The sequence below is a fragment of the Burkholderia reimsis genome, assembly GCF_003294055.1.
Lineage (GTDB): Bacteria > Pseudomonadota > Gammaproteobacteria > Burkholderiales > Burkholderiaceae > Burkholderia > Burkholderia cepacia.
This window is the reverse complement of sequence record NZ_QMFZ01000035.1, coordinates 72959-97046: the sequence shown is the minus strand read 5'-3', so window position 1 is coordinate 97046 and position 24088 is coordinate 72959. Positions and strand designations below refer to the sequence as shown.

Sequence of the window (24088 nt, the reverse complement as noted above, 5' to 3'; positions counted from 1 at the left end):
GGCGGGGGCCGGGCGGCCCATCGGGCCGGCGAGGCGGCGTGCCGGTGGCCGGCATGCCCGTGCGCCCGCGCGTGGCCGCCGCGGCGGTTGCGCCATTGTATCGGCCCCGCGCTCGCGTGCCGCTCATGCGCGCGTCAGGTGCGTGTACAGCGCGTGCGCGATCGCGATGTCCTCGAGCCCGAGGCCGATCGAGCGGAAGAATGCGTGACGCGCGTACGACGGTGCGGGGCAGGTGCCGGCGACGAGCGCGGGCAGGTCGCCGGCGATCCGCGCGGCTTCCCAGCCGTGCTCGGCCGTCGCGATCTGCATTTCGCCGGCGCTCGCGGGCGTCGTGTGCCGGTAGTCGCAGTACACGTCCATGCCGGGCAGCCACGCGGGCGGGATCTCGTGCGCGCGCGCGACGTTCGTGCTGATCGACGTGACGAGCGCGGGACGCGTGAGCATCCCGTCGCCGAGCACGGGCGTGCCCGACGACGTGCACAGCATCACGACGTCCGCGTCGCGCACGCAGGCTTCGACGCTCGCCGCGGCGCGTGCGCGCGGGTCGAGCTGCGCAAGCGCCGCCTGCTGCGCCGCGTCGCCGGCGAGCGCGGGCGAGTACACGCGGATCGTCTCCCAGTCGCGCAGTCCCGCGGTGTGCCGCAGATGCGCGAGGCCGACCGCGCCCGCGCCGACGATCGCGAGATGGCGCGCGTTGCGCGGCGCGAGACAATCGACCGCGAGCGCGGTCGTGCCGGCCGTGCGCTCGACCGTCAGCAGGCCCGCGTCGCACCACATCAGCGGCTGGCCCGTGCGCATCGACATCAGCGCGGTCCACGCGGTGACGATGGGCTTGCCGCCCGTCACGACATAAGGCGACAGCTTCGCGCCGAACACCTGCGCGTCGGCGAGCGCGCCCAGATACGTGATGAAGTCGCCGGCCTGCCCGGGAAACAGCGTGAGCGTTTGCGGCGGCTGCACCGCGCGCGCCGCGGCGAGCGACGCGAACATGCTGCGCAGCGTGCCGAGCACGTCGAGCGACGGCAGGGCCGCGCGCACCGCGGCTTCCTCGACGGTCAGCGGCAGGGTCGGGGCGGTTTGCGTCATGAGGACATCTCCGGTCGGGGCCGGACTGGACTGTCTCGAGCGACGTGTCCGGCTGTGTTCGTGATGGACGAAAAGTCTAATATAGACAAGCGAAATCGTGAGAATTTTTCTTTTCGAGACTGTGTGTCATCGCGAGATTCTGGAAAAACATCGATAAATCAAGGGTGTTTTCGATGTCGGGTGAATTTCAGACGACGCGTATCGGGGCACGATTCTCGTATCCCCTATAGTCTATCGTAGACTTTGAGTCTATATTTCGCGTGCAGGACACGATGCGCCGCCGCGTGGCGACCGCCTGCTTCGAATGCCGATCCGGCGCCCGGCCGCGACCGTCGTGTACCGATCTTCATCGCCTCAATCCAGAACGGAAGGACCGTCATGAACTGGAAGCTCTCCCTCTGCGCCGCTGCGGCGCTCGCCTGTGCGGCCGTCACGGCCCACGCCGAACAGACCACGTTGCGCTTCGGGATCGAAGCCGCCTATCCGCCGTTCGAGAGCAAGACGCCGGCCGGTCAGCTGCAGGGTTTCGACGTCGACATCGGCAATGCGGTGTGCGCGAAGCTGAACATGAAGTGCATGTGGGTCGAAAATTCGTTCGACGGCCTGATTCCGGCGCTGCAGGCGCGCAAGTTCGACGCGATCAATTCGGCGATGAACATCACCGCGAAGCGCAAGCAGAGCATCGACTTCACGCCGGCGATCTACGTGGTGCCGATCGTGATGGTGGCGAAGCACGGCTCGCCGCTGCGGCCCGACGTCGCGAGCCTGCGCGGCAAGCACGTCGGCGTGCTGCAGGGCTCGTCACAGGAGGATTTCCTGAAGGCGCACTGGGCCAACGCGGGTGTGGCCGTCGTGTCGTACCAGGATCAGGACCAGATCTACGCCGATCTCGTCGCGGGTCGTCTCGACGCGGCGGTGCAGGAAGCGCAGACCGCGCAGGACGGTTTCCTCGACAAGCCGGCCGGCCGCGACTACCAGATCGTCGGCGAGCCGCTGAAGGATCCGGCGACGCTCGGCGAAGGCACGGGCTTCGGGATGCGCAAGAACGACAAGGCGCTGCAGGCGAAGATCGTCGGCGCGCTCGACGCGCTGAAGAAGGACGGCACGCTCGGCGCGCTGTCGCAGAAGTACTTCAAGCGCGACATCGTCGCGAAGTAATGACCGCCGCGCGCCGGCCGCCGGGCCGGCGCGTGCCGCATCGAATCTCGACGCAGTACGGGGAACCATGGATTTCGACGTCATCGTTCTGGGGGCCGGCATCGTCGGCGTGTCGTCGGCGCTGCATCTGCAGGATCGCGGGTTGCGCGTCGCGCTCGTCGACCGGCGCGCGCCCGGCGAGGAAACGAGCCACGGCAATGCGGGGCTGATCGAACGCTCGTCAGTCGTGCCGTACGCGTTTCCGCGCCGGCTCGGCACTTTGCTGCGCTATGCGCGCAACCGCTCGGTCGATCTCTACTGGGACTACCGCGCGCTGCCCGCGTATGCGGGCTGGCTCGCGCGCTTCTGGCGCGAATCGTCGCCGCAGCGGCTCGCGGCCGCCGCGCGCGACCTGCTGCCGCTCGTCGCGGCGAGCGTCGTTGAACACGACGCGCTGCTCGCGCGTACCGATGCGCAGCCGCTCGTGCACGACGGCGGGTGGATCGAAGCGTTCCGGTCGCCCGCGCTGTTCGATGCGGAAGCGCGCGTGCAGCAGCGCGTGGCCGACGCGCACGGGCTGCGGATGACGGTGCTCGACGCACGTGCGTTGCGCGCGACAGAGCCCGGCGTCAGCGACGCGTTCTGCGGCGCATTCCACTGGCAGGATCCGAAGACCGTGTCGAGCCCGGGCGGGCTGACCAAGGCCTACGCGCGGTTGTTCGAGCGCGACGGCGGCACGTTCGTGCGCGGCGATGCCAAGACGCTCGTGCAGGTGGAGGACGGCTGGCAGGTCGGTACCGAACATGGGCCGGTCTCGGCGCGCTCGGCGGTGGTCGCGCTCGGGCCGTGGTCCGATCACGTATTCGCGCCGCTCGGCTACCGGATTCCGCTGCGCGCGAAGCGCGGCTACCATATGCACTACCGGCCGACGCGTGCACCGTTGAACGTGCCCGTGTGCGATACCGAGGAAGGTTTCGTCGTCGCGCCGATGGAAGGCGGACGGCTGCGGCTCACGACCGGCGTCGAGATCGCGCTGCGCGGCGCACCGCCGACCGGCGTGCAGCTCGCGCGTGCGGAGCCGCTGGCGCGCGACGCGTTCGGCATCGGCGAGCGGCTCGATCCCGAGCCGTGGCTCGGGATGCGGCCGTGCACGCCCGACATGCGCCCGGTGATCGGGCCCGCGCCGCGCCATCGCCACCTGTGGTTTGCATTCGGCCATTGTCACCACGGGCTCACGCTCGGCCCCGCGACCGGGCGCCTGCTCGCCGAAATGATGACGGGCGCGCCGACCTATATCGATCCCCATCCGTACCGGCCCGCACGCTTCGGCTGATCCCGCGGCGCGCGCAGCCTCGCGCGCGCCGGTTGCGACGCGGCCTTTACAATGTTTCATTCTGCTATCCGAATTACCGGAAATCACGCAATCGGAAATGATCTGCGTAATCGGCAAGAAAGATGATCGCCAAATAAAGAAAATCAGCAAATCGGCGATTTATCAATGCATTTTCATTTTGCTGAAATGTGTAATCGGCCGCCGTTCGTGACGGTCTGATGCACCGCGCCGCCAGCGCGTTCCGGTGTTACGCGGAATGTACCGGAACACGTTACCACGGGGCTCGCAAACGTTACGTTACATCCGGGCTACGCTGCCCATTTTCATCAGATGATTGCGATGACGCAGTCATGCTTTTCGTCTGAAATCGATTAAAAAAGCGTTATTGCTTGCCAATAGACAGACGAATCAATCCGGTTTTTAGAATTGGCACACTTCGTGCAATCCGTCCCCATGCTTTATCAACGTTGTGCCAACCGAGATGGGGAAAAACAAAGATGGGACAAAATCTGAAATTGACGGGTGCAGCGCTGTCGGTCGCGACGGTGTTCGGGGTACTGGCTTCGGGTTCCGCGGTGGCGGGGCCCCTTGATGGGCTGCCGATCCCGCAAGTGATCGTCAACCCGCCGACGAACAGCGTCTCGGTCGGGCTGGTCGCGACGGGGACGTCGCCGCTGGGTTCGGTCACCGTGGCGGCGGGCGGGGCGGGCGCGATCCAGACGTCCCTTGGCGATCCCGGCCAGGCACTGTCGGGCGCCGTGGGGGCGGTGACGGGTGCTCTCGGCGGTGGCGGCGGCACGGTGCAGCCGCTCGCGCCGGTTCAGGGTGTGGTGAACCAGGTGACGGGTGCGCTGAGCGGCGGCAACCCGGCTGGCGCGTTGAGCGGTGCGCTGAATACGGCGACGGGTGCGTTGGGCAATGCGGTTGGCACGGTGACGGGGGCACTGGGCAATGTCGGCGGCGGGGCGAATCCGCTGGCGCCGGTTCAAGGTGTCGTCAATCAAGTGACAGGCGCACTCGGCGGTGGTAACCCGGCCGGGGCGTTGACGGGTGCACTCGGTACGGTGACCGGCGCGCTGGGCAACGTCGGTGGTGGCGCGAATCCGCTGGCGTCGGTGCAGGGCGTGGTGAATCAAGTCACGGGCGCACTCGGTGGCGGCAACCCGGCAGGTGCGTTGACGGGGGCCCTTGGCACGGTGACGGGGGCGCTGGGCAACGTCGGCGGCGGGGCGAATCCGCTGGCGCCGGTTCAAGGTGTCGTCAATCAAGTGACGGGTGCACTCGGCGGTGGTAACCCGGCTGGTGCGTTGACGGGTGCACTCGGTACGGTGACCGGTGTGCTGGGCAACGTCGGTGGTGGCGCGAATCCGCTGGCGCCGGTGCAGGGCGTGGTGAATCAAGTCACGGGCGCACTCGGCGGTGGCAACCCGGCCGGTGCGTTGACGGGGGCACTCGGTACGGTGACCGGTGCGCTGGGCAATGTCGGTGGTGGCGCGAATCCGCTGGCGCCGGTTCAAGGTGTCGTCAATCAAGTGACCGGCGCACTCGGCGGTGGCAATCCCGCTGGTGCGTTGACGGGTGCGCTCGGTACCGTGGCGGGTGAGCTCGGTGCTGGCAATCCGGCCGGCACGGTAAGCGGTGCAATCGGCAACGTGACGGGGGCGCTCGGCGCATTGGGCGCTATCGGCGGCGGCAATCCCGCGGGTGCGCTGACCGGCGCACTGAACACGGCGACCGGGACGCTAAGCAACGCACTCGGTACCGCAACGGGCGCGCTCGGCGGCGGCAACCCCGCAGGCGCACTGACCGGCGCACTCGGTACGGTCACGGGCGCACTGGGCGGTATCGGCGGCGGTTCGAACCCGCTGGCCCCGGTGCAAGGTGTCGTGAACCAGGTCACGGGTGCGCTCGGCGGCGGCAATCCGGCAGGCGCACTGACCGGCGCACTCGGTACGGTCACGGGCGCACTGGGCGGTATCGGCGGCGGTTCGAACCCGCTGGCCCCGGTCCAAGGCGTCGTGAACCAGGTCACGGGTGCGCTCGGCGGCGGCAACCCCGCAGGCGCACTGACCGGCGCACTCGGCACGGTCACGGGCGCACTGGGCGGCATCGGCGGCGGCTCGAACCCGCTGGCCCCGGTGCAAGGTGTCGTGAACCAGGTCACGGGTGCGCTCGGCAGCGGCAACCCGGCAGGCGCGCTGACCGGCGCACTCGGCACGGTCACGGGCGCACTGGGCGGCATCGGTGGCGGCGCGAACCCGCTGGCCCCGATCCAGAACGTCGTCGACCAGGTCACCGGTACGCTCGGCAGCGGCAACCCGGCTGGCACGCTGAGCAACGCGGTCAACACGATCACGGGCACGCTCGGCAACGTCGGCGGCGCGGGCAGCCCGCTGGCGCCGGTGCAAGGTGTCGTCACGCAGCTCGCGGGCACGCTCGGCGGCTCGGATCCGCTGGCGCCGGTGCAAGGCGCCGTGAACCAGGTCGTCGGCACGCTGTCCGGCGCCGGTGGCGGCAGCCCGATCGCGCCGATCACGAACCTCGTCAACGGCCTGCAGAACGCACTGCCGACGGGCGGCAACGCGGCTGGCGCGCTGACCGGTGCACTCGGCTCGGTGACGGGCGCACTCGGCAGCCTTGGCAACCTTGGCGGCTCGAATCCGCTGGCGCCGGTGCAGGGTGTCGTGAACCAGGTCGTCGGCACGCTGGGCAACAGCAATGCGGTCGGCACGGCCACGAACGCACTGGGTAACGCGGTCGGCTCCGTCGTGGGCGCACTCGGCAACCTCGGCGGCACGAACCCGCTGGCGCCGGTGCAGGGCGTCGTGAGCCAGGTGGTCGGCACGCTCGGCAACCTCGGCGGGTCGAACCCGCTGGCGCCGGTGCAAGGCGTCGTGAACCAGGTTGTCGGCACGTTGTCGGGCGCGGCGGGCAACAACCCGATCGCACCGATCACGAACCTCGTGAGCGGCCTGACGGGCGGCAGCAACGCGGCCGGCGCACTGACCGGTGCGCTCGGTTCGGTGACGGGCGCACTCGCGAACGGTCCGGTGGCCCTCGGGCAGGCGGCCGGCGCGCTGTCGGGCGCGGCCGGTTCGACGGCAGCGGCGGGCGGCAGCCTGCTCGGCTCGGGCGCGAACGCGGCCGGCGGCACGGCGGGTGCGGTTGGCTCGCTGCTGACGACGGGCGGCAACGCGACGGCGACTGTCGTCAACGCGGTCGGCACGACGGTGGGCACGGCGCTCGGCTCTGCGCCGGGCCTGTCGGTCACGCCGCATTCGGGCAACAGCGCGCCGGGCAACCCGCTCGCACCGGTGTCGTCGCTGCTCCAGTCGCTGACGGGCGCACTGCCGAAGTAATCGGCCGGACACGCACGGCGGCGCGAGATCGGCCGCCGTGCGCAACGGGTCGCGCAACGCGGCATGACAGGGATGTCATGCCGCGTTGTCCTTTTTGGGGCGCGCTTTCTTTTGTCGCATGAATGGTCGCGGCATGAACGGCCGCGGCCGACGCGGAATAATCGGCCTCCTTCGTCCGTTTACATACCGAATCCCGGCAGCGCCGGCCGGCGGGATAATGGTCGTGACGAAGCCGATCGTTCCTGCCGGTGCCGCCGTGTCGCGATGCCGTGCCAAGGAGAAAGGACATGAAACGGATACTCGTTGCCGCCGCGCTGACGGCGGCTATCGTGCGGCCGGCTGCCGCGGAACCGCCCCGTGCCGGCGACGGCAAACTGGTCGACGAAGATCACATGACGCTCTACGTGTTCGATCGCGACGCGCCCGGCAAGAGCGCCTGCGACAGCGCGTGCGCGGCCAACTGGCCGCCCGCGCTCGCCGACGCGTACGACAAGGCCGCGGGTGCGCTGAGTCTCGTCGCGCGCGACGACGGCCGCAAGCAATGGGCGTATCGCGGGCGCCCGCTGTATCGCTGGAAGCAGGATCACAAGCCCGGCGACGCGGGCGGCGACGGGATCGGCGGCATGTGGCACGTTGCGCGCCCGTGACCGCGTGGCGGTGCGCGAGGCATCCTGATGAGCTATGAATCGGATCTGCTGGTGTGGCTGCCGCATCTCACGCGCTATGCGCGTGCGCTGACGGGCGACCGCGCCTGGGCGGACGATCTCGTGCAGGACACGCTCGAGCGTGCACTGAACCGCCCGCCGCGCGATGGCGGCAACCTGCGCGCGTGGCTGCTGACGCTGCTGCGGCACCGCTTCATCGACCAGTTGCGCGCGCGGCACGAGATCGCGGTCGACGATGCGACGGCGCCGTGGCAGACGATGGCCGCGCCGGCCGGCGAGATCGGCGGGCTGGTGCTGCGCGACGTGCAGCGCGCGCTGTACCGGCTACCGGTCGAGCAGCGCGAGGTGTTGCTGCTGGTCGCGCTCGAGGAGTTGAGTTATCGCGATGCCGCACAGGTGCTCGGTGTCCCGGTGGGAACGGTGATGTCGCGCCTCGCACGGGCGCGCGGGCAGATGCGCGCGATGCTGTCGGACGAGCCGTCGGCGCACGGCACGCCCGCGTTACGGGTGATCGGGAAGACATGATGGACGAACCGCGCAAACATTCGAACGACGAACGGGACGACGATGCGTCGGCGCAACTGCTGTCCGCGTTGCTGGACGGCGAGCTGTCCGGGCGCGAGCGAAACGAGATGCTCGAGCGGGTGCGGGCCGATCCGGAGGAGGCCGAACGATTCGCGCATTACCGGGCGCAGCGCGACGCACTGCAGGCGCTGTTTCCGCTGCCGGGTGCCGCGCCCGCGCTGTTCGTGCAGCGCCGCGCGCCGCGTCGGAGCGGGATCGCCTATGCGCTCGCGGGGCTCGCGGCCGGGCTGCTGATCGGCATCGCGCTGCATGCGGGCTGGGTCGCGCTCGACAGCGAACCGGCGTTCGCCGCGCGCGCGGATGTCGCGTACGCGACGTACGTGGCCGATCGCGAACATCCGGTCGAAGTCGGAGCAGGCGACTCGGAACGCCTCGCCGGGTGGCTGTCCGCGCGTCTCGGGCGGCCCGTGCGCGCGCCGTCGCTCGACGAATACGGCTACGCGCTGCTCGGCGGCCGGCTGCTCCCGGGCGGCGCGGGGCCGGCCGCGCAACTCATGTACCAGCGCGCGGACGGCGAGCGCGTGACGCTGTACATGACGGCCTACGACGCACGGCGCGTCGCACCGCGGGCGATGTCGGCCGGCGACCGCTACACGTATTTCTGGTCGGATCGCGGGATGGGCTACGCATTGTCCGGCCGGGGCGATGAACGGCGCCTGCGCGAACTCGCGATCGAAGCGTGCGGTGAGCTCGGCGGCCAGACCGACGCGTGGAAGGGGTGACGCGCGCGGCGCCGGTACGGAGCAAGCGATGAAGATGACGATGACGATGACGAAGGGGCTCGTGCTGATCCCGTTGCTGGCGGCACTCGCCGCGGGCATCGCGCTTGCCCGGGCGGAGGGTGACGCACCCGTGCGCGTGCCCGTCGACGCCGACGGCGTGCAGCGGGTCGCGATCGTCGGCGGCAGTTATTTCTTCCGGCCGAACCACGTGATCGTGAGGGCGAACGTGCCGGTCGAGCTGACCGTGTCGGCCGAGCCCGGCCTGGTGCCGCACAGCTTCGAAATCGATGCGCCGCAGGCCGGCATCGCGGTGCACACGGAACTCGGCACGACGCCGAAGACGTTTCGCTTCACGCCTGCGCAGCCGGGCCGGTTCGCCTACTATTGCACGCATCGGCTGCTGTTTTTCAGCAGCCATCGCGAGCGCGGGATGGAAGGCGTGCTCGATGTCGAGGCGGCGCCGTGATCGCCGCGTTGCTGACCGCGAGCCTGATAGGAGCGAGCATGACCGCCGATCCCGTGACCATCGCGCAGGCGCATTTCGACCACGTCCGCTCGTACCGCGCGACGATCCGCTCGTCCGCGCGCAGCGGCGAACATACGGAATTCCGTTACGCGTACCTGAAACCGGGCTTCGTCCGGATGGATTTCGTGTCGCCGCATCACGGCGCGGTGCTCGCGTACGATCCCGGCGACGGCAAGGTGCGGCTGCGCCCGTTCGGCGCGCATGCGCCGCCCGCGCTGACGCTGTCGCCGTCCAATCCGCTCGTGCGCGACCGCAGCGGCCACCGGGTCGACCGGTCCGACGTCGGCGAACTGTTGCGCAACGTTCATGCGCTGCAGGAGGGCGGCTCGACGGTGACCGAAGGTGAGGAGGCCGTCGGCGGCCGGACCGCGCTGCGCGTGTCGGTCACGGGCGCGCCCGCGCATGCGGTCGACGGCGTGCATCGCTACCGGCTCTGGCTGGATACCGAGGACGGTTTTCCGCTGAAGGTCGTCAGCTTCGCGGACGATGGCGACGTGCCGCTGGAGACCGTGACGCTCGACGACGTCGAGATCGACGTCGCGTTTCCCGAACGTTTCTTCGCGCCCTGAGCGGTGCGCTGACTCATGCCCCTGACGGGCATGCCGGAGGCCGCATGGCGGAATACCGGTTCTCGACGACCTGGCGCGTGGACGCGCCGCTCGCGGCGGTGTGGGACGCGATCTACCAGGTCGACCGCTGGCCCGACTGGTGGAAGGGCGCCGTGCGTACCGTCGAGATCGAGCCGGGCGACGTGCGCGGCGTCGGCGCGCTGCACCGGTACACGTGGAAGGGCGCGCTGCCGTACCGGCTGACCTTCGACATGCGCGTGCGACGCGTCGAGCCGCGTCATGCGCTCGAAGGCCGCGCGAGCGGCGCGATCGAGGGCGACGGATGCTGGTCGTTCGCCGCCGACGGCGCACGCACGATCGTGCGCTACGACTGGCACATCCGCACGCACGTGCGCTGGATGAACCGGCTGGAGCCGCTGGGTCGACCGCTGTTCCGATGGAATCACGACGTCGTGATGCGCGAAGGCGCGAAAGGGCTTGCGCGGCTGCTGGGCGCGGCCGTCGAGACGGACGGCCGGACTTTCCGGCCGTTGCCGGATGCGGGTTGCGCCGATGCCTGAACGCGCGTGAACGCGTGTAAAAGTGCCGAACGCCAACCGCCAACCGCCAACCGCCAACCGCCAACCGCCGCACCGCGCTGCTCAGCGCGCGTACGCCATCACCGCGCCATCCACCACCAGCGCGACACGTTCGCCCACGGCCGGACACCGGTGTCCCGGCACGCGTGCGCGCACGAGCACGTCGGGATCGGCATCGAGGCGCACGACCACGTCGGCATCCTGGCCCGCGAACTGCGCGGCTTCGACGCGCGCCGTATGGCCGCGCGCGGTATCGGCCTGCGTGACCGGCACGATGCCGATCTGCTCGGGACGCAGCATCGCGTCGGCCGGCCCGTCGGGCAGCGGCGCGACGAGCGGCAGTTCGCCGAGCGCGCAGGCGATGCGCATGCTGCGCACGCGGCCGGCGAGCAGCACGGCCTGCCCGACGAACGACGCGACGTCGCGCGTGACCGGCTGCCGGTACAGCGTCTGCGGCGCGGCGGTTTGTACGAGGCGGCCGTGCCACATCACCGCCACTTCGTCGCCGAGCGTCATCGCCTCGGGCTGGTCGTGCGTGACGAGCACCGATGTCGCACCCGCCGCGGCGAGCGCATCCGCGACCGCGCCGCGCGTTTCGTGGCGCAGCGACGTGTCGAGCGCGGAGAACGGTTCGTCGAGGATCACGAGCGATGGTTCCGGCGCGAGCGCGCGGGCGAGCGCGACGCGCTGCTGCTGGCCGCCCGACAGTTGCTGCGGCGCGCGGCTCGCATACGATGCGGGCAGCCCGACCATCTCGAGCAGTTCGTCGACGCGATGATGGCGCCGCCGCGCCGCGCGCGGCAGCCCGAACGCGATGTTGTCGGCCACCGACAGATGCGGAAACAGCGCGCCTTCCTGCGGCACGTAACCGATCCGGCGTGCCTCGGGCGGCAGGTGCAGGTCGAGCGCGGCCACGCGGCGCCCGTCGATTTCGACGGTGCCGCGCTCGGCGCGCTCGAAGCCGCACAGCACGCGCAGCAGGGTGGTCTTGCCGCTGCCGGACGGGCCGAGCAGCGCGAGGCGCGAACCGCGCCGCACCGTGAGGTCGATGTCGTGCAGGACGGTATGCGATCCGAACGATTTGGACAGGCCGCGGATGCGTAGTTCACTCATGGGCGGTTCCGGGGAAAAAGGGCGGCGCTCAGTTGCGCACCGACGCGCGGCCGAGCAGCAGGAACAGCAGTCCCGATGCGCCGAGCGACAGCGCGACGAGCAGCGCCGCATAGGGCGCCGCGGCGGCGAACGCGAGCGTCGCCGTATCGCTCCACACCTGCGTCGCGAGCGTGCGGGTGCCGATGGGCGACAGCAGCAGCGTCGCGTTGAGTTCCGTCACGACCGAGATGAACACCATCGTCGCGGCCGCGCCGAGGCCGGGTGCCGCGAGCGGCAGCACCACACGCGTGAGCGTCGCTCGCCAGCCGAGGCCGAGCGAGCGCGCGGTTTCCTCGAGCCGGACCTGCACGTGCGACAGCGCGGCGCGCACGCTGACGACCGCGAGCGGCAGGAACAGGATCGCGTACGCGGCGACGAGCGCCGGTGCGCTCTGGTAGAGCGGCTGCAGCAGCCGCACCGTGATCGACACGATCGCCAGCGCGACGACGATGCCCGGCACGCCCTGCACGGTCATCGCCGTGCGCTCGAGGAGGGTGGCGACGCGGCCCGGATAACGGACCAGCAGGAACGCGAGCGGCAGCGCGAGCAGCGTCGTGACGGCCGCCGCCGCGAGGCCGTAGCCGGACGACGCGAGCGCGGCCTGCCACAGCAGCTCGGGCGACACGTCGGCGGGCGTGACGGCGGCAGCACCCTGTTGCGTGAGCCAGTAGCCGATCATCGCGAGCGGCACGCCGAGCGTCGCTGCTGCGAGCGCGGCGAACGCGACGGTGACGGGGCCGCGCAGGTTGCCGAGCGGATAACGCATCGCGACGCGGCGTGCGGCGCGGTGCGTATGACCGTAGCGCGCATGGCCGCGTGCGCGAGCCTCGATCGCGAGGCACAGCAGGCACAGCGCGATCAGCACGCAGCCGAGCAACGACGCGCCGCCGCCGTCGAACGCGGTGCGGTATTCCGCATAGATCTCGGTCGTGAACGTGCGAAAGCGCAGCAACTGGAATGCGCCGAACTCGGACAGCACGCCGAGCGCGACGAGCAGCATCCCGCCGCACAGCGCGGGGCGCAGCTGCGGCAGCACGACGCGGAAGAAGGTATGCCACGGCGAGCAGCCGAGCGTGCGCGCGCTTTCCTCCAGCGCGGGGTCGAGTTCGCGCAGCGCGGCGGCCACCGGCAGGTAGACGAGCGGGAAGTACGCGGAGGTCAGCACGATCAGCGCGCCGAGGAAATCCTGCAGGTCGAGGCTCAGCGACACCCACGCATAGCTCGTGATGAACGGCGGCACCGCGAGCGGCGCGGCCGCCAGCGCGGTCCACAGCGGCCGGGCCGGCAGGTCGGTGCGCTCGATGAACCACGCGAGCGCCGTGCCGAGCAGCGTGCACGCGAGGGTCGCGGCGAGCGTGATCGACAGCGTGTTGACGAGCAACTCGCCGACGAGCGGGCGCCACAGCAGCTCGATCGCATCGTCGACGCCGAAGGTGGCCGCGCGGTACAGCGTGAAGCCGAGCGGCAACAGGATCGCGAGCGGCCCGCACGCGGCCGCGGCGACGAGCGCGCGCGACGGGCGCCGCCGTGTCGCGGTGCGCTCGCCGTCGCGCGCGGTGCGCGCCGTGCGGGACACGGCGTCGCTCATGCTCAGAGGAGGCCGGCCTGACGCAGCAGCTTGCCGGCCTGGCTGTCGTCGCCGAGCTGTTCGAACGTCAGCGCCGGCGGGCTCAGTTCGTTGAACGGTTTCAGGATCGGATCGGGAGCGACGCCCGGATGCAGCGGATACTCGAAGCTGACATGGCCGCCCGCCATCAGCTTCTGCGCGCGCTCGCTGACGAGATACGCGACGAACTTCTGCGCTTCCGGCTGGTGCTTCGACGCTTTCAGCACCGCGGCGCCGGACACGTTGACGGCACCGCCGACGTCGCCGTGGCCGAAGTGGTGGATCGCGCTGCGCGTCGACTTGTCGCCGAGTTCCGCGTGCAGGCGGTCCCAGTAGTAGTTGTTGACGATGCCGGTCAGCACGCCGCCGCGGTTGACGGCCGCCGTCACGCCTTCGTCGTCGTCGAAGATCTGCGCGTTGGCCTTCAGGCCCTTCAGCCATTGCAGCGTCGCGGCCTCGCCATGCAGCGCGAGCACCGCGCTCACGAGCGGCAGGAAGTCCGCGTCGCTCGGCGCGACGCCGACCTTGCCCTTCCATTCGGGCTTCGCGAGATCGAGCAGCGACGCGGGCAACTGCTGCGGCTGGATTTTCGCGGTGTTGTAGACGAGCACGTTCTCGCGCGCGAGCACGCCGACCCAGTTGCCGTCGGCCGGGTTGAAGCGCGCGGGCACCGACTGCAGCGTGGCGCCGTCGGTCTTCGCGAACAGGCCCTTGCGATCGAGCAGCACGAGCTCCGGCGAGTTTTCGGTGAAGTACACGTCGGCCGGCGTGCGGTCGCCTTCCGCGACGATCTGCGCGGCGAGCGCGGGGCCCTCGCCCGAGCGCACCTTCACGGTGATGCCGCTCTGTGCTTCGAAGTCCTTGACGAGCTGGTTCACGACTTGCTCGTGCTGCGCGTTGTACAGCGTGAGCGTCGCGGCATGCGTGCGGGTGGCGTGCAGCGCGCCGGTCAGCATCAGCGCGGCGGCCGCCGCGGAAATCAGGTGCCGCAGCGGGCGGCTAACGGGTGTAGTGATCATGTCGTTTTCAGCAGTTTGCATCCGGCCGGGCCGGAAAAGGTGTGCGTTGGCTGGCGTGGCGCGACGTCATGCCTCGAACAGTGCGGCGCCGATGTACGAACCGGGTTGCGCGCCCGGCGGGCACGCGAAGATCGCGCTGCCGACGTGCGTGGTGAACTGGTTCATGATGTCCAGCTTCGAGAGCTTCTCGTTGATCGGAATGAAGCCCTTGCGCGGGTCGCGCTGGTGCGCGACGAACATCAGCCCCGCGTCGTACTCGGTCTGCTGGCGCCACGGCGGCCAGCGCTCGATGTAGAAGCTCGTGCTGTCGTTGTACGAGTACGCGCGGCGCAGGATCTGCGCGCCGTTGTTGACCTGCGGCGATGCGAGGCGCGCGTGCGAGTTGTCGGGGATCACCGGGTTGCCGTCCTTGTCGGCCGCGTCGAGGTCGAGCGCCTCGAACTCGTGCTTCTGGCCGAGCGGCGCGCCGCTGTACTTGTGGCGGCCGACCACCTGTTCCTGGAAACCGAGTTCCGTGTTGTCCCAGTGTTCGAGCGTGATGCGGATCCGGCGCACGACCGTATAGGTGCCGCCGTTCATCCATGCCGGGCCTTCGCTGCCGGCCCACACGAATTCGTTCATCGCGGCCGGATCGGACATCGGCGGATTCATCGTGCCGTCCTTGAAGCCCATCAGGTTGCGCGGCGTCTCGCCGGGCTTGCCCGACGTGAAGCCGGCCTGGCCCCAGCGCATCTGCGTTGCGTTTGCGCCGAGCCGCACGAGCTGGCGCACGGCGTGGAATGCGACCTGCGCGTCGTCCGCGCATGCCTGGATGAACAGGTCGCCGCCGGTCTTCTCGGGCAGCAACTGGTCGCCGTTGAAACGCGGCAGGTCGACGAGCGCGGCGGGGCGATGCTTCGCGAGGCCGTAGCGGTCCTTGCCCGCGAGCGCGAACAGTCCGGGCCCGAAGCCGAACGTGATGGTCAGGCGCGCGGGGCCGAGGCCGAGCGCGTCGCCCCCGTCGGCCGGCGCGACTTCGTCGCCGCCCGTCGCGGCGAGCGGTTGCGCGGTGTCGCCGCGCGTCATCCGCGCGGCGGCGTCGGTCCAGGTCTTCAGCAGCGCGATGACGTCCGCGCGCTGCGCCGTCGTCAGGTCGAGCGCCGCGAAATACGCGTGGCGCTGCTGCGGCGTCGTGATGCCGCTCTGGTGCTGGCCGTAGAACGGCTCGACGCCATCGTGCGCGGGGGCCGGTGCGGCGGCGGGGGCATCCGCCGCCTTCGCGGCCGGCATCGACGCCGCCGCGAGGCCGGCGGCCACCGCGGCGCCGCCCGCCTTCAGGAAGCCGCGCCGTGCGGGGCGCGGCGGCTGGTTGTGATCGTCTGCCATGGTTCGTTCCGTTACTTCGCGAGCAACAGCGTGTTGACGTCGTCCGCGACGTAGTAGAAGCCGTCGCCCTCGGGCGTCATCGCGATGCCGAACAGGTTGCCGTTGCCGGGGGGCGACTGTGCCTTGTCGGTGTTGATCCAGCGCGCGTAGAGCTGCTTGCCGGCGACCGGGTCGATCTCGACGACCTGGCCGTTCTGCGCGTTGGTCGCGAGCAGGTGGCCGTTCGGTGCGGTCGCGAGCGCGAGCGGGCGGCGCAGGAAGCCGTCGGCGGTGACCTGGCGGCCGACGCCCGCGCTGGTGTCGCGCGTGAGCGGATCGTCGATCTCGACGATCCGGTTGCCGATCGCGTCCGACACGTACAGCTTCTTCTGGTCGCCGGACAACGCGAGGCCGGTCGGGCCGACCAGGAACACGCCCTTGTCGGCCTGCGCGCCGAGGCCGCTCGCGACGACCGTTTCCTGCTTGATCACGGGCGGCTTGCCCGCCGGCACGTCGAGATCGAGGCGCAGTACAGTCGCCTGCTTGTAGACGGGCGGGTTGCCGTCGGCGCGGCCGACGCCGAAGCCGGCCATGCTGACGAACAGCGTCGCGCTGTCGCCGCGATCGACCACGGCCATGTTGCCCCACGGGTCGTTGATGTTCGGGGTCGACCACGTCGATGCGATCTTGCCCTGCGGATCGAGCACGATCAGGCAGCCGGCCCCCTTGGTGTTCGTCGTGCCGTCGTTGCTCGGCGTGCTGCCGACGATCACCCAGCCGGATTTGAGCATCGTCATCGCCGTCGACAGGCCGATGCCGCCCGGGCACGCCTTCAGGTCCCGCGGGATCGATGCGAACAGGCTCAGCTGCTTCGTCGACGGGCGGTAGTCGACGATCGTGCTGCCGGTACCTTGCAGGTTCGCCGAGTTGTTGAAGTTGTCGACGAGCACGTCGCCCGCCTGGATCGTGCCGGCCGACACCGGCGCGACCGCGATCGCGTACGGGTTCTGGTCGCCGTTGTCGGGCACCGTGTTGACGAGCGTGGTGTGGCGATGCAGCGTCTCGAGGAAACCTTGCGGCTCGGCGAGTGCGCCGGCGGCGGCCGTCAGGGCGGCGGCGGCCAGTGCGCCCGTCGCGAGGCGGCGAAGCGGGGCGGATTGAATCATGTGAATCTCCTGGAGGGCGCGCCGTCCGGGCGGCGCGCGAAAAACGGGTAGCGTGGGCGCGTCGCTCAGAACGTGATCGTCGTTCGCGCGCCGAGCACGAACGTGTTGCGCAGCGGCTGCGTCGCGTCGCTCGGGTTCTGGCCGGCGCCCGCGTTGAACGTGTACTGCGCGTCGGCCTGGACGATCCACCACGGGTTCACCTGGTACTGGTAGGTCGCCTCGAGCGTCGTCTCGCGGGTGCGCACGCCGTACGGGCCGGTCGCGAACGTCCGCGCGGCCTGGTCGAGGTCGGTCACGTGGTTGCCGACCTGGATGTACGTGACGCCGAGGCCGACGCTGTCGTTGTCGCGGCCTTCGAACGGCGCCTTCAGCACGATCCCCGCATTGGCCGAGAAGCTCACCAGGTTGCGGTCGCCCGGCGCACCCATCACGCGCGCGAACACGCCGAGGCTGCGCGGGCCGGTCGGGTCGGGGCGCCAGATCATCTGGTCGGCCACCGCGTAGAAGCTGTAGTCGCCATGGTGCTGCTGCGCGTTGCCGTTCGACGCGGGATCGGAGAGCGACAGCCCGTCGGTGCTCACGTTCTGGTCCGCGAAGCGGCCGTTGTGATACCAGACGCCGATCTTGTAGGTGCCCGGCAGCCCGTTCGAGCGGCCGGTGTCCATTTCGCCGTCGGACGGCTGGTTCAGCGCGTACTGCAGCTCGCCGATATAGAGCGTGCCGTTGTGCAGGTTGAAGTTGGTGCCGCTGAGGTTGTTCGGGTTGTTGCCGAGCGGATCGCCGTCGAACACGCCCGCGAGCGCGGTGAGCTTCGGCGTGATCTGCGCGCGCACGCGTACGCCGAGGCCCGCGAGCGGATACGCGGGGCCGCCGTTGGGCAGGTCGTAAGACGGCAGCGCGGGCCAGCCGAACATCGTGTTGACGAACGTGTTCGCATACGTGCTGACCATGAATTCCTGGTCCAGGCTCTGCTGGCCGATCTTCACGTCGACGCGCTTGTCGAGGAACGACTGCTGGTACCACAGCTCCCACAGGCGCGTCGTGCCCTGCGCCTCGATGCCGCTCGCGGTGTTGAGTGTGCCGAGGTTCCGCGCGCTCAGGTTGGTGCCGTGGATCTGCAGCGCGCTGACGTTGAACGTGCCGCCGGCCAGGCCGATCGCCTTCTGCGTGTCGACCGTCAACGTGGCCGTCGTCAATCCGTCGTAGGCGCCGCCGCGGTTCAGGCCGCCGCGCAGGTTCGCGAGGTATTCGCTGGTTTCGGTGATCTGCAGCGTCGCGCCGTACTTGCCGAGCCACGGGCGGATGCCGCCCATGTCGCCGAGCAGGCTCTGGCGCGTCCAGATGCCGGTCCACATGTTGGTCGGCTTCGCCTGGATCGAGAGGTCGGCTTCGGGCGCTTCGGGTTGTGCGTCGACGGGTACGTCGGCGAAAGCGGCGCCGCTCGCGAACGACGCGCATGCAAGGATGGCCGCGCAGGCGGCGGGGCGCATCCGGGCACGGACGCTGTCTCCCTGGAACGACGCAAACTTCATATCAAATCCATGGTTTTAATTAGTGTGGAGTCCTGCTTGTCGGCCGCTGTCCGGACGCTCGGCTCCGACTGGCCGGGGCACGAAGAAAAGCGCAACGCGGCGCATCGTAGGAGTGTCAAATGGGAAAGTCAATGTAAACGAGAATGATTCGCATTAAATTACCGAATGTAATCCAGGGGCTTACGGACAGGGCGTTTGGCGTGTTTAGTGCAGAGGTAAACCGTAAATATCGGCGTAATGAAAATGAATGCTTCGATGCGAAGCGATGGATCCGCGGGGCGGGGCACGGGAGGCATCCGGCTGGTGCCGGAGGGAGCGTGTCAGCGGACGGAAGCGATGCCGTTACGGAAGTTTTTGTGTGATGACGTCGATCGCAGGAACTCCGTGCTTTCCCGGTGTCCCAACGGGGCTGGATGAGATTCCTGGGCTGCGCGGGCCTGTCGGCCTGGTCCGCGGGTGCTTCTAAGGGATTATTTGTCGTATTCGTGCGGGTTCCGGCGGTTGATGTCGAGGCTCGTTCAGATTCGGACGGCCCGTGTTGTCGAAGCAAGGCTTCCGGACGAGGCACGCTTCCGTCGTTGAGTCGATGGTTCGCATGATTTTGAATGACCGGTTCTCGCAGGCCGGTGACGGTGATCGTCGAAGGCCGCAAATGCCTCCCTCCTTCTGGATGTGACAATCGTTCAAATCTCGCCGTGTGTGGACGCGTACCATCGTCAATGCTCTGTTACCGGAGCACTTCCCCTCGGATTTGACGCCAAGCTCACGCTTGGCTTTTTTCTCATCGAGGTTTTTTGCGGGGCAGGATGCTTTCGGACGGCATCCGGTCACGACCGATCTCTGGATAGCGTTTGTTCAACGACGGCTCGAGGTCTGGTTGAATTTTCAAACTGACACGTCGACGTTGGAAGGGCCCCCGGAAATCGCCGGTCTCCGACGCGCGCTCCATGCAACGCCGGCAAATCGGCATTGAGGTGGTAATGGATATCCAGCGTCCATATTTCGGGTCCGAGCTGCGCTGCGGAACGTTCACTGCTGTGGACTGCTGATCGGGGTTGCTGTGGAATCGAATCTTGAAGATATCCAGTTGTGCTATGACAAGGCTATCGAGGCTTATCACGCTGGCCAGCCTGAACTCGCTCTTCGGCTGGTCGAAGACGTTCTGAAGGAGTACCCGTCAAACGGTGATGTCCTGCATCTGAGAGGGTTGATCGCTTTTTCATTGGGTAAGGCTGAGGAGGCCGAGGACTGGTTCAAGCGAGCTATTGACGCGTCTCCCAACGCCATCTTCTACAACAGCCTGTGCGTGGCGCAAACACGATTGAAGGCATTTCCTCAGGCGGCAGCAAGCGCGCGAAGCGGTCTGGCGTTTGCCGAAGATCATCAGCCGGATCTGGACACTTCGAAGCTGCTGTATAACTTGTTTATGGCCTTGGATCTGGATGACAAGCCGGAAGACGCCCGCGATATTTGCCGACGCACGATCGAACGTTATCCAACGCGTCCGGATGGTCATAGCAATTTGGGCGTGTGTTTCTACCAGTTAGGAAAAATCGATCTGGCGATCAATGCGTATCGTCAAGCAATCGAGTTGAATCCAAACCATCCCTTCGCTCACGCCAATCTCGGATTTGCATTGCTTTGCACCGGCGACTACGGGGAAGCCTGGCCACATTTCGAACACCGATGGGCAACCCTTCGAATGGGCGATTCGCCCCCAGGGATCAAGCCTCCTGCGATGCCGATCCGTCGATGGCTGGGGCAAGAGTTACCGCCAGGTGAAAACCGCCTGCTCGTTTTGGCCGAGCAGGGCCTTGGCGATACGCTGCATTTTTGCCGATATCTCGAAATGGCGCTCGGACGTTTCACGGCAGTTGGATTCATATGCCCGGAGCCGTTGCGCCGGTTGCTGACCGATTCACTCTGCTCCCGGTGGCCCAATCTGACGCTGCTCGAAGACAAGCCATTCAATGCGCTTCGATGGGACTGGTATTGCCCGCTCCTGTCGCTGCCCATGGCGTTCGGAACGCGAGTAGACAATATTCCCGCCGACTTGCCATATTTGTACGCTGATCGGCGACGGTCGCGAAAATGGTCATCGAAAGTGGCGACGTTGCAGCCAGGTACCTTGCCTCATATCGGGGTGGTCTGGGCGGGAGGGCATTCGGCCTTGGCCGAAGATCGCCGGCGCAGTATCGACCTGGAGACGATGGCGCCATTGCTCGCGTGGTCTGGTGCGCACTGGATCAGTCTTCAGAAGGCAGAAGACATTTCGAAAGCGCTGCCCCACGAGAAGTACCCCCACGTAGTCGACTGGATGCACGAGGTGAGGGATTTTGCCGATACCGCTGCCCTCATCGACACACTGGATCTTGTCATTTCAGTCGACACTGCGGTCGCTCATCTTGCGGCAGCCATGGGTAAGCGCGTTTGGTTACTGAACCGATACTCGGGCTGCTGGCGCTGGTTGCGCAATCGTGAAGATAGTCCTTGGTATCCCGGCATGCGTATTTTTACCCAAACCACGCGCGGAAACTGGACCGAGGTAATCGAGCGTGTCTTGTCTGAACTGGAGTTCAACGCTACGGCTCTGTCGGCCGAGAGGGCGTGTCGGCGCGACTAGTCGACCAAGTGGAGCGAGCGGAATCGTCTCCTGGGCCACTCCGGCCGGCGGTTTTCGGGCGTTTCAGGCGACCGTGTCGGGCGACGCAAACGCGTGAATCGTCGAGAGTCCACTCCAATCCGATGATGCTTCGGTAGCTTGGGTGAAGTCGGATTCTTTGCATATTGCTACGTATTTCTGATGAGTTGAGTGGTGAGAAATTGAAGCTGACCTCTTCGCCGAAGATCAACGAAGAACCTCTTTGTGGGCAACCAGTGATATCGCCGCAGATGCGTTCTGGGATCGCTGAAAGGCTCGATTTGCCATCGGGACTCGAGATAGCCGACGATCGATGCGCCTCGTCATGCCAACGGCAACTTCATCGCGATCGACGGTATCAAGGGCGACGCGACCGTCACCAGGACGCATTCTATGGCCGGTCATCGGGCGATCGAATCGCGTCGAGCCTTCCGGGTGTGATTCGAGCGTCCATGCACGGTCGCCCGTGCGGCTCGATTGGCGCATTCGGTCAAACGATGCAGGGGGAGACGCAGAAATGAACAAGGCAATGCTCGGGATGTGCGGTCTTCTGATCTGCGGGCTTGTCGTGACGCTGGTGGTTGTCCTCGAAACGGTACCGAAGCCGCGGGCGAAAATCACGCAGGCCGCGGCCAAGCCGGTGAAGGTGAGGTGAGGATGCGTGTTCTGTTGACATTGTGGGGGAGCGCGATTGCGCTGGCCGTTTGCGTGGCCTGGCTAGCCGATCACCCCAAACATGGTGAGTCCATGCCACTTGCGTCTCGACTGATTCAAGGCTCGACGAAGCCGGTCATCAGGCCGCCGCACGAGCAGGCTCGGTAACGGCGGTTCGTGCAGTCTCCCGTGCCGGTCACGATCGTACCGATGCTGGAAACGATGTTCCGATGTGAGGTTGAAAAATGAAATATTCCCTGTATCGAATTCTGAGCGTCACGGCGCTCGCCTGGAATTTGGCGGTACCAGCAGAGAGGGAAACCATGGTCAACGGCGCGTCGATCACCGATGCCGGGTGCCGTATCGTGCAACCAGCACATGGTTTGCGCGGCGGTCAGGGTGACGCCATTTCCTGACTGCAAGCCCTCGGTGTTCACCCGGCAGGAACGCAGCTTGGCAGCTCCTCGGTCACGTAGGGTTGTCTTTGGCGCGGGTAACGGCAGCCGCTATTCTGCATCGTGCGTGTGGTTGGGATCGAGCAACTCCAGCCGATAACCGTGATTGTAGACAGCGCGAAGTCGAACACCGTTTTCGGGGCCGATTCGCAACTTCGATCGCACACGATAGATATGCGTATCGAGCGTTCGAGAAATATGATCGCTATGGCGCCCCCATATCGACTTGATCAATGCTTCTCTTGGCATCGCACGACCACAGTTTTGAAACAGGGCGACGGCGACGTTGAATTCCCTCGATGTCAGTTTGATCGGCTCGTCGCTCAAGAATACGGTTTCGGTCACGAGGTCCAGACGATAACGACCAATGTTGATCGATGTTGGCGTTGAGTTCACTGGATAGGCCCGCCGCAGGAGTGCGCGTACTCTTGCGATCAGTTCATGGCGACGAACGGGCTTGACCATATAGTCGTCGGCACCAGCATCAAGCGCAATGACAAGCTGCTCCTCGCGCACGCGATTCGTCAGGAACAGCACGGGGAGATCTCTGCCCACTCGCGCACGAATCCAGGCGAGGACTTCCAGCCCGGAAATATCGGGCAGGTTCCAGTCGAGCACAACCAGGTTGAAGGTGTCGGTTTCGAGGAGGCGTATGGCTTCTGCACCCCGTGTGGCGCCATGGACATCGAACCCTTCGGCGATCAGGGAATCGCAGATGAACGCCGCCTGTGCTGGCTCGTCGTCAACGGCAAGAATCTTCATTGGCACCATTTTTATCGTGTCGTTTAAATCCGGGAATACCCTCGTGCATGGGGTGGTTTGGTGGCCGGATTTAACTGAAAGTAAATTGAAACAATATGCCTGGGCCTCGTGCGCCTGGATGGCATGACTGATTTGCGAAATAGAGTGGCATTTTTTGGCTGTTTTTTTGTCAACTTTTATGAACGGAATAAATTCTGGGGCGTGATTGATTCGTGACAAATGTTGTCAATTTCGATTTGCCCTCCATATAGCATGCTTCATGTGGATTGATGAAGTGGGTGCGATTGCCTTTCAGGTGAATTTGCCGTCTGAATGGTTTGTATGACGAAATAGGTATGCTTCATTCGTCATTGATGGCGTTGAAGCATCCGGAAATATTTTGCGGCTGATAGCGATGGACAGGCGAGTGGCGAGCGGTTACCAGATTGCCGTCTCGATCAGAGACTATTTCCAAGAATGGCGAGACGTGGTTATCTAAATGCGTAACCTGGAGTCGTATCGGCGGTATTTGGAGAGACGGGCGAAGCTGGAGTCGCGGATTGCCGAGGAGCGGCGAGCGGCTGCGGAGGCAATTTTGCTGGAGATCAGATATTGCGTCCGCGAGTTCGGTTTTTCTCCTGAGGATATTTTTGCGGTCGATGTTCTGCGTCGTGCGACCAAACGGCGACCCCGCTATTTCGATCCCGTCAGCGGAGCAACGTGGTCAGGGGTAGGCCGTGCACCCGAATGGATTCGCGATAAAGATCGCAAACAGTTTGAGATATCCAATTTTGAGCGTGAGGATTGAGGCATTTGATCTTTGCATTGAAGTGAAGGTCGGGTGTTTTGTGTGTCGAGGCGTTTCCGTGGCTTGCGAAATCGGCTGTCGGGCTCCGTAACGCTGTCGATAGCCTGTATCAGGGGATGCAGGCGCGGGTAGCGGCATCTGTTGATGCTGACGGTCGACAAGCTGCATTCGAGTCGCGAAATTCGGCATGAGCGGTCAGTCGGGTTGCTATTGGGCCGCATGCTTTGAGGGGCGAGATGATCGCCGTGGCCGTGCGTACGGCCTCAATCGAAACGTCGACGCGTGAGCAGGTCGCTTGGCCCTTCTCAGTCGACTTCGATCCGTTGCAGCCAAGGCATTTCGATAAGCCGAGCGTAGCGCTCAACAGGGAGGGCTTTATGGTCAAACAAAACAGGATGTTGCACAAAGAA

General features: G+C 66.8%; 21 protein-coding genes. 13 read left to right on the top strand and 8 right to left on the bottom strand.

Annotated features, from left to right (window positions below):
• Positions 1–123: 123 nt before the first annotated feature.
• Positions 124–1086, bottom strand: a complete 963-nt coding sequence (locus DPV79_RS31750) for an ornithine cyclodeaminase family protein (protein ID WP_113047311.1) — start codon at positions 1084–1086, stop codon at positions 124–126.
• Between the two features lie 378 nt (positions 1087–1464).
• On the opposite strand from DPV79_RS31750, the gene DPV79_RS31745 reads away from it, so the two are divergent.
• The 9 genes from DPV79_RS31745 to DPV79_RS31700 all read left to right on the top strand — a co-directional run bounded on the left by DPV79_RS31745 (position 1465) and on the right by DPV79_RS31700 (position 10542).
• Positions 1465–2244 (top strand): ABC transporter substrate-binding protein, encoded by a 780-nt coding sequence (locus DPV79_RS31745; protein WP_113047310.1) that lies wholly within the window; start codon positions 1465–1467, stop codon positions 2242–2244.
• Positions 2245–2311: 67 nt separating this feature from the next.
• Positions 2312–3556: an NAD(P)/FAD-dependent oxidoreductase gene (locus DPV79_RS31740; protein WP_059556024.1), complete on the top strand. Its 1245-nt coding sequence runs from the start codon at positions 2312–2314 to the stop codon at positions 3554–3556.
• A 497-nt stretch (positions 3557–4053) separates the two neighbouring features.
• Positions 4054–6915 carry a beta strand repeat-containing protein gene (locus DPV79_RS31730; protein ID WP_113047309.1) on the top strand — a complete coding sequence of 954 codons (2862 nt, stop codon included), beginning with the start codon at positions 4054–4056 and terminating at the stop codon, positions 6913–6915.
• Positions 6916–7202: 287 nt separating this feature from the next.
• Entirely contained in the window at positions 7203–7562 is a 360-nt protein-coding gene (locus tag DPV79_RS31725; RefSeq protein WP_113047308.1) for a COG4315 family predicted lipoprotein, read from the top strand.
• A 27-nt stretch (positions 7563–7589) separates the two neighbouring features.
• The gene (locus DPV79_RS31720) at positions 7590–8105 is read left to right on the top strand and encodes a sigma-70 family RNA polymerase sigma factor (RefSeq protein ID WP_027788224.1); all 516 of its coding nucleotides are present in this window, start codon (positions 7590–7592) and stop codon (positions 8103–8105) included.
• Positions 8102–8887 (top strand): anti-sigma factor family protein, encoded by a 786-nt coding sequence (locus DPV79_RS31715; RefSeq protein WP_113047307.1) that lies wholly within the window; start codon positions 8102–8104, stop codon positions 8885–8887. The genes DPV79_RS31720 and DPV79_RS31715 overlap by 4 nt, the downstream gene beginning before the upstream one ends.
• Positions 8888–8921: 34 nt before the next feature.
• The gene (locus tag DPV79_RS31710) at positions 8922–9353 is read left to right on the top strand and encodes a quinol oxidase (protein ID WP_425267368.1); all 432 of its coding nucleotides are present in this window, start codon (positions 8922–8924) and stop codon (positions 9351–9353) included.
• Positions 9350–9982 carry a LolA family protein gene (locus tag DPV79_RS31705; protein ID WP_113047306.1) on the top strand — a complete coding sequence of 211 codons (633 nt, stop codon included), beginning with the start codon at positions 9350–9352 and terminating at the stop codon, positions 9980–9982. Before DPV79_RS31710 ends, DPV79_RS31705 begins: the two co-directional genes overlap by 4 nt.
• A 44-nt stretch (positions 9983–10026) precedes the next feature.
• Positions 10027–10542, top strand: a complete 516-nt coding sequence (locus DPV79_RS31700; protein ID WP_049097657.1) for an SRPBCC family protein — start codon at positions 10027–10029, stop codon at positions 10540–10542.
• 81 nt (positions 10543–10623) lie between these two features.
• Here the strand turns inward: DPV79_RS31700 and DPV79_RS31695 are convergent, their stop codons facing one another.
• The 6 genes from DPV79_RS31695 to DPV79_RS31670 all read right to left on the bottom strand — a co-directional run bounded on the left by DPV79_RS31695 (position 10624) and on the right by DPV79_RS31670 (position 18379).
• Positions 10624–11673, bottom strand: coding sequence for an ABC transporter ATP-binding protein (locus tag DPV79_RS31695; protein WP_113047305.1), 1050 nt, complete (start codon positions 11671–11673; stop codon positions 10624–10626).
• 28 nt (positions 11674–11701) lie between these two features.
• A complete protein-coding gene (locus DPV79_RS31690; protein WP_113047304.1) occupies positions 11702–13300 on the bottom strand; it encodes an ABC transporter permease in 1599 nt (532 codons plus the stop codon).
• 2 nt (positions 13301–13302) lie between these two features.
• Positions 13303–14337, bottom strand: a complete 1035-nt coding sequence (locus DPV79_RS31685; protein ID WP_059687041.1) for an iron ABC transporter substrate-binding protein — start codon at positions 14335–14337, stop codon at positions 13303–13305.
• A gap of 66 nt (positions 14338–14403) precedes the next feature.
• Positions 14404–15702 (bottom strand): iron uptake transporter deferrochelatase/peroxidase subunit, encoded by a 1299-nt coding sequence (gene efeB, locus DPV79_RS31680; RefSeq protein ID WP_113047303.1) that lies wholly within the window; start codon positions 15700–15702, stop codon positions 14404–14406.
• An 11-nt stretch (positions 15703–15713) separates the two neighbouring features.
• Positions 15714–16847 carry a hypothetical protein gene (locus tag DPV79_RS31675; protein ID WP_059621502.1) on the bottom strand — a complete coding sequence of 378 codons (1134 nt, stop codon included), beginning with the start codon at positions 16845–16847 and terminating at the stop codon, positions 15714–15716.
• A gap of 65 nt (positions 16848–16912) precedes the next feature.
• Positions 16913–18379, bottom strand: coding sequence for a carbohydrate porin (locus tag DPV79_RS31670; RefSeq protein WP_113047302.1), 1467 nt, complete (start codon positions 18377–18379; stop codon positions 16913–16915).
• Between the two features lie 1060 nt (positions 18380–19439).
• On the opposite strand from DPV79_RS31670, the gene DPV79_RS31665 reads away from it, so the two are divergent.
• The 3 genes from DPV79_RS31665 (at position 19440) to DPV79_RS42845 (ending at position 22090) form a co-directional block, all read left to right on the top strand.
• On the top strand, positions 19440–21002 hold the full coding sequence (locus DPV79_RS31665) for a tetratricopeptide repeat protein (protein ID WP_165843600.1): 1563 nt from the start codon (positions 19440–19442) through the stop codon (positions 21000–21002).
• 535 nt (positions 21003–21537) lie between these two features.
• Positions 21538–21675, top strand: a complete 138-nt coding sequence (locus DPV79_RS42850; RefSeq protein ID WP_165843599.1) for a hypothetical protein — start codon at positions 21538–21540, stop codon at positions 21673–21675.
• Positions 21676–21919: 244 nt separating this feature from the next.
• Positions 21920–22090, top strand: a complete 171-nt coding sequence (locus tag DPV79_RS42845) for a hypothetical protein (RefSeq protein ID WP_165843598.1) — start codon at positions 21920–21922, stop codon at positions 22088–22090.
• 90 nt (positions 22091–22180) lie between these two features.
• Here the strand turns inward: DPV79_RS42845 and DPV79_RS31660 are convergent, their stop codons facing one another.
• Positions 22181–23110, bottom strand: coding sequence for a response regulator transcription factor (locus DPV79_RS31660; protein ID WP_244321839.1), 930 nt, complete (start codon positions 23108–23110; stop codon positions 22181–22183).
• Between the two features lie 259 nt (positions 23111–23369).
• Between DPV79_RS31660 and DPV79_RS31655 the strand changes: the two genes are divergently transcribed.
• Positions 23370–23678: an H-NS histone family protein gene (locus DPV79_RS31655; protein WP_165843597.1), complete on the top strand. Its 309-nt coding sequence runs from the start codon at positions 23370–23372 to the stop codon at positions 23676–23678.
• Positions 23679–24088: the final 410 nt, after the last annotated feature.

Bases quoted from the DNA above. Each gene is read 5' to 3' on its own strand.
- DPV79_RS31750 (WP_113047311.1), bottom strand. From the start codon at position 1,086: ATGACGCAAACCGCCCCGACCCTGCCGCTGACCGTCGAGGAAGCCGCG.
- DPV79_RS31745 (WP_113047310.1), top strand. From the start codon at position 1,465: ATGAACTGGAAGCTCTCCCTCTGCGCCGCTGCGGCGCTCGCCTGTGCG.
- DPV79_RS31740 (WP_059556024.1), top strand. From the start codon at position 2,312: ATGGATTTCGACGTCATCGTTCTGGGGGCCGGCATCGTCGGCGTGTCG.
- DPV79_RS31730 (WP_113047309.1), top strand. From the start codon at position 4,054: ATGGGACAAAATCTGAAATTGACGGGTGCAGCGCTGTCGGTCGCGACG.
- DPV79_RS31725 (WP_113047308.1), top strand. From the start codon at position 7,203: ATGAAACGGATACTCGTTGCCGCCGCGCTGACGGCGGCTATCGTGCGG.
- DPV79_RS31720 (WP_027788224.1), top strand. From the start codon at position 7,590: ATGAGCTATGAATCGGATCTGCTGGTGTGGCTGCCGCATCTCACGCGC.
- DPV79_RS31715 (WP_113047307.1), top strand. From the start codon at position 8,102: ATGATGGACGAACCGCGCAAACATTCGAACGACGAACGGGACGACGAT.
- DPV79_RS31710 (WP_425267368.1), top strand. From the start codon at position 8,922: ATGACGATGACGATGACGAAGGGGCTCGTGCTGATCCCGTTGCTGGCG.
- DPV79_RS31700 (WP_049097657.1), top strand. From the start codon at position 10,027: ATGGCGGAATACCGGTTCTCGACGACCTGGCGCGTGGACGCGCCGCTC.
- DPV79_RS31695 (WP_113047305.1), bottom strand. From the start codon at position 11,673: ATGAGTGAACTACGCATCCGCGGCCTGTCCAAATCGTTCGGATCGCAT.
- DPV79_RS31690 (WP_113047304.1), bottom strand. From the start codon at position 13,300: ATGAGCGACGCCGTGTCCCGCACGGCGCGCACCGCGCGCGACGGCGAG.
- DPV79_RS31685 (WP_059687041.1), bottom strand. From the start codon at position 14,337: ATGATCACTACACCCGTTAGCCGCCCGCTGCGGCACCTGATTTCCGCG.
- efeB (WP_113047303.1), bottom strand. From the start codon at position 15,702: ATGGCAGACGATCACAACCAGCCGCCGCGCCCCGCACGGCGCGGCTTC.
- DPV79_RS31675 (WP_059621502.1), bottom strand. From the start codon at position 16,847: ATGATTCAATCCGCCCCGCTTCGCCGCCTCGCGACGGGCGCACTGGCC.
- DPV79_RS31670 (WP_113047302.1), bottom strand. From the start codon at position 18,379: ATGAAGTTTGCGTCGTTCCAGGGAGACAGCGTCCGTGCCCGGATGCGC.
- DPV79_RS42850 (WP_165843599.1), top strand. From the start codon at position 21,538: ATGAACAAGGCAATGCTCGGGATGTGCGGTCTTCTGATCTGCGGGCTT.
- DPV79_RS42845 (WP_165843598.1), top strand. From the start codon at position 21,920: ATGAAATATTCCCTGTATCGAATTCTGAGCGTCACGGCGCTCGCCTGG.
- DPV79_RS31655 (WP_165843597.1), top strand. From the start codon at position 23,370: ATGCGTAACCTGGAGTCGTATCGGCGGTATTTGGAGAGACGGGCGAAG.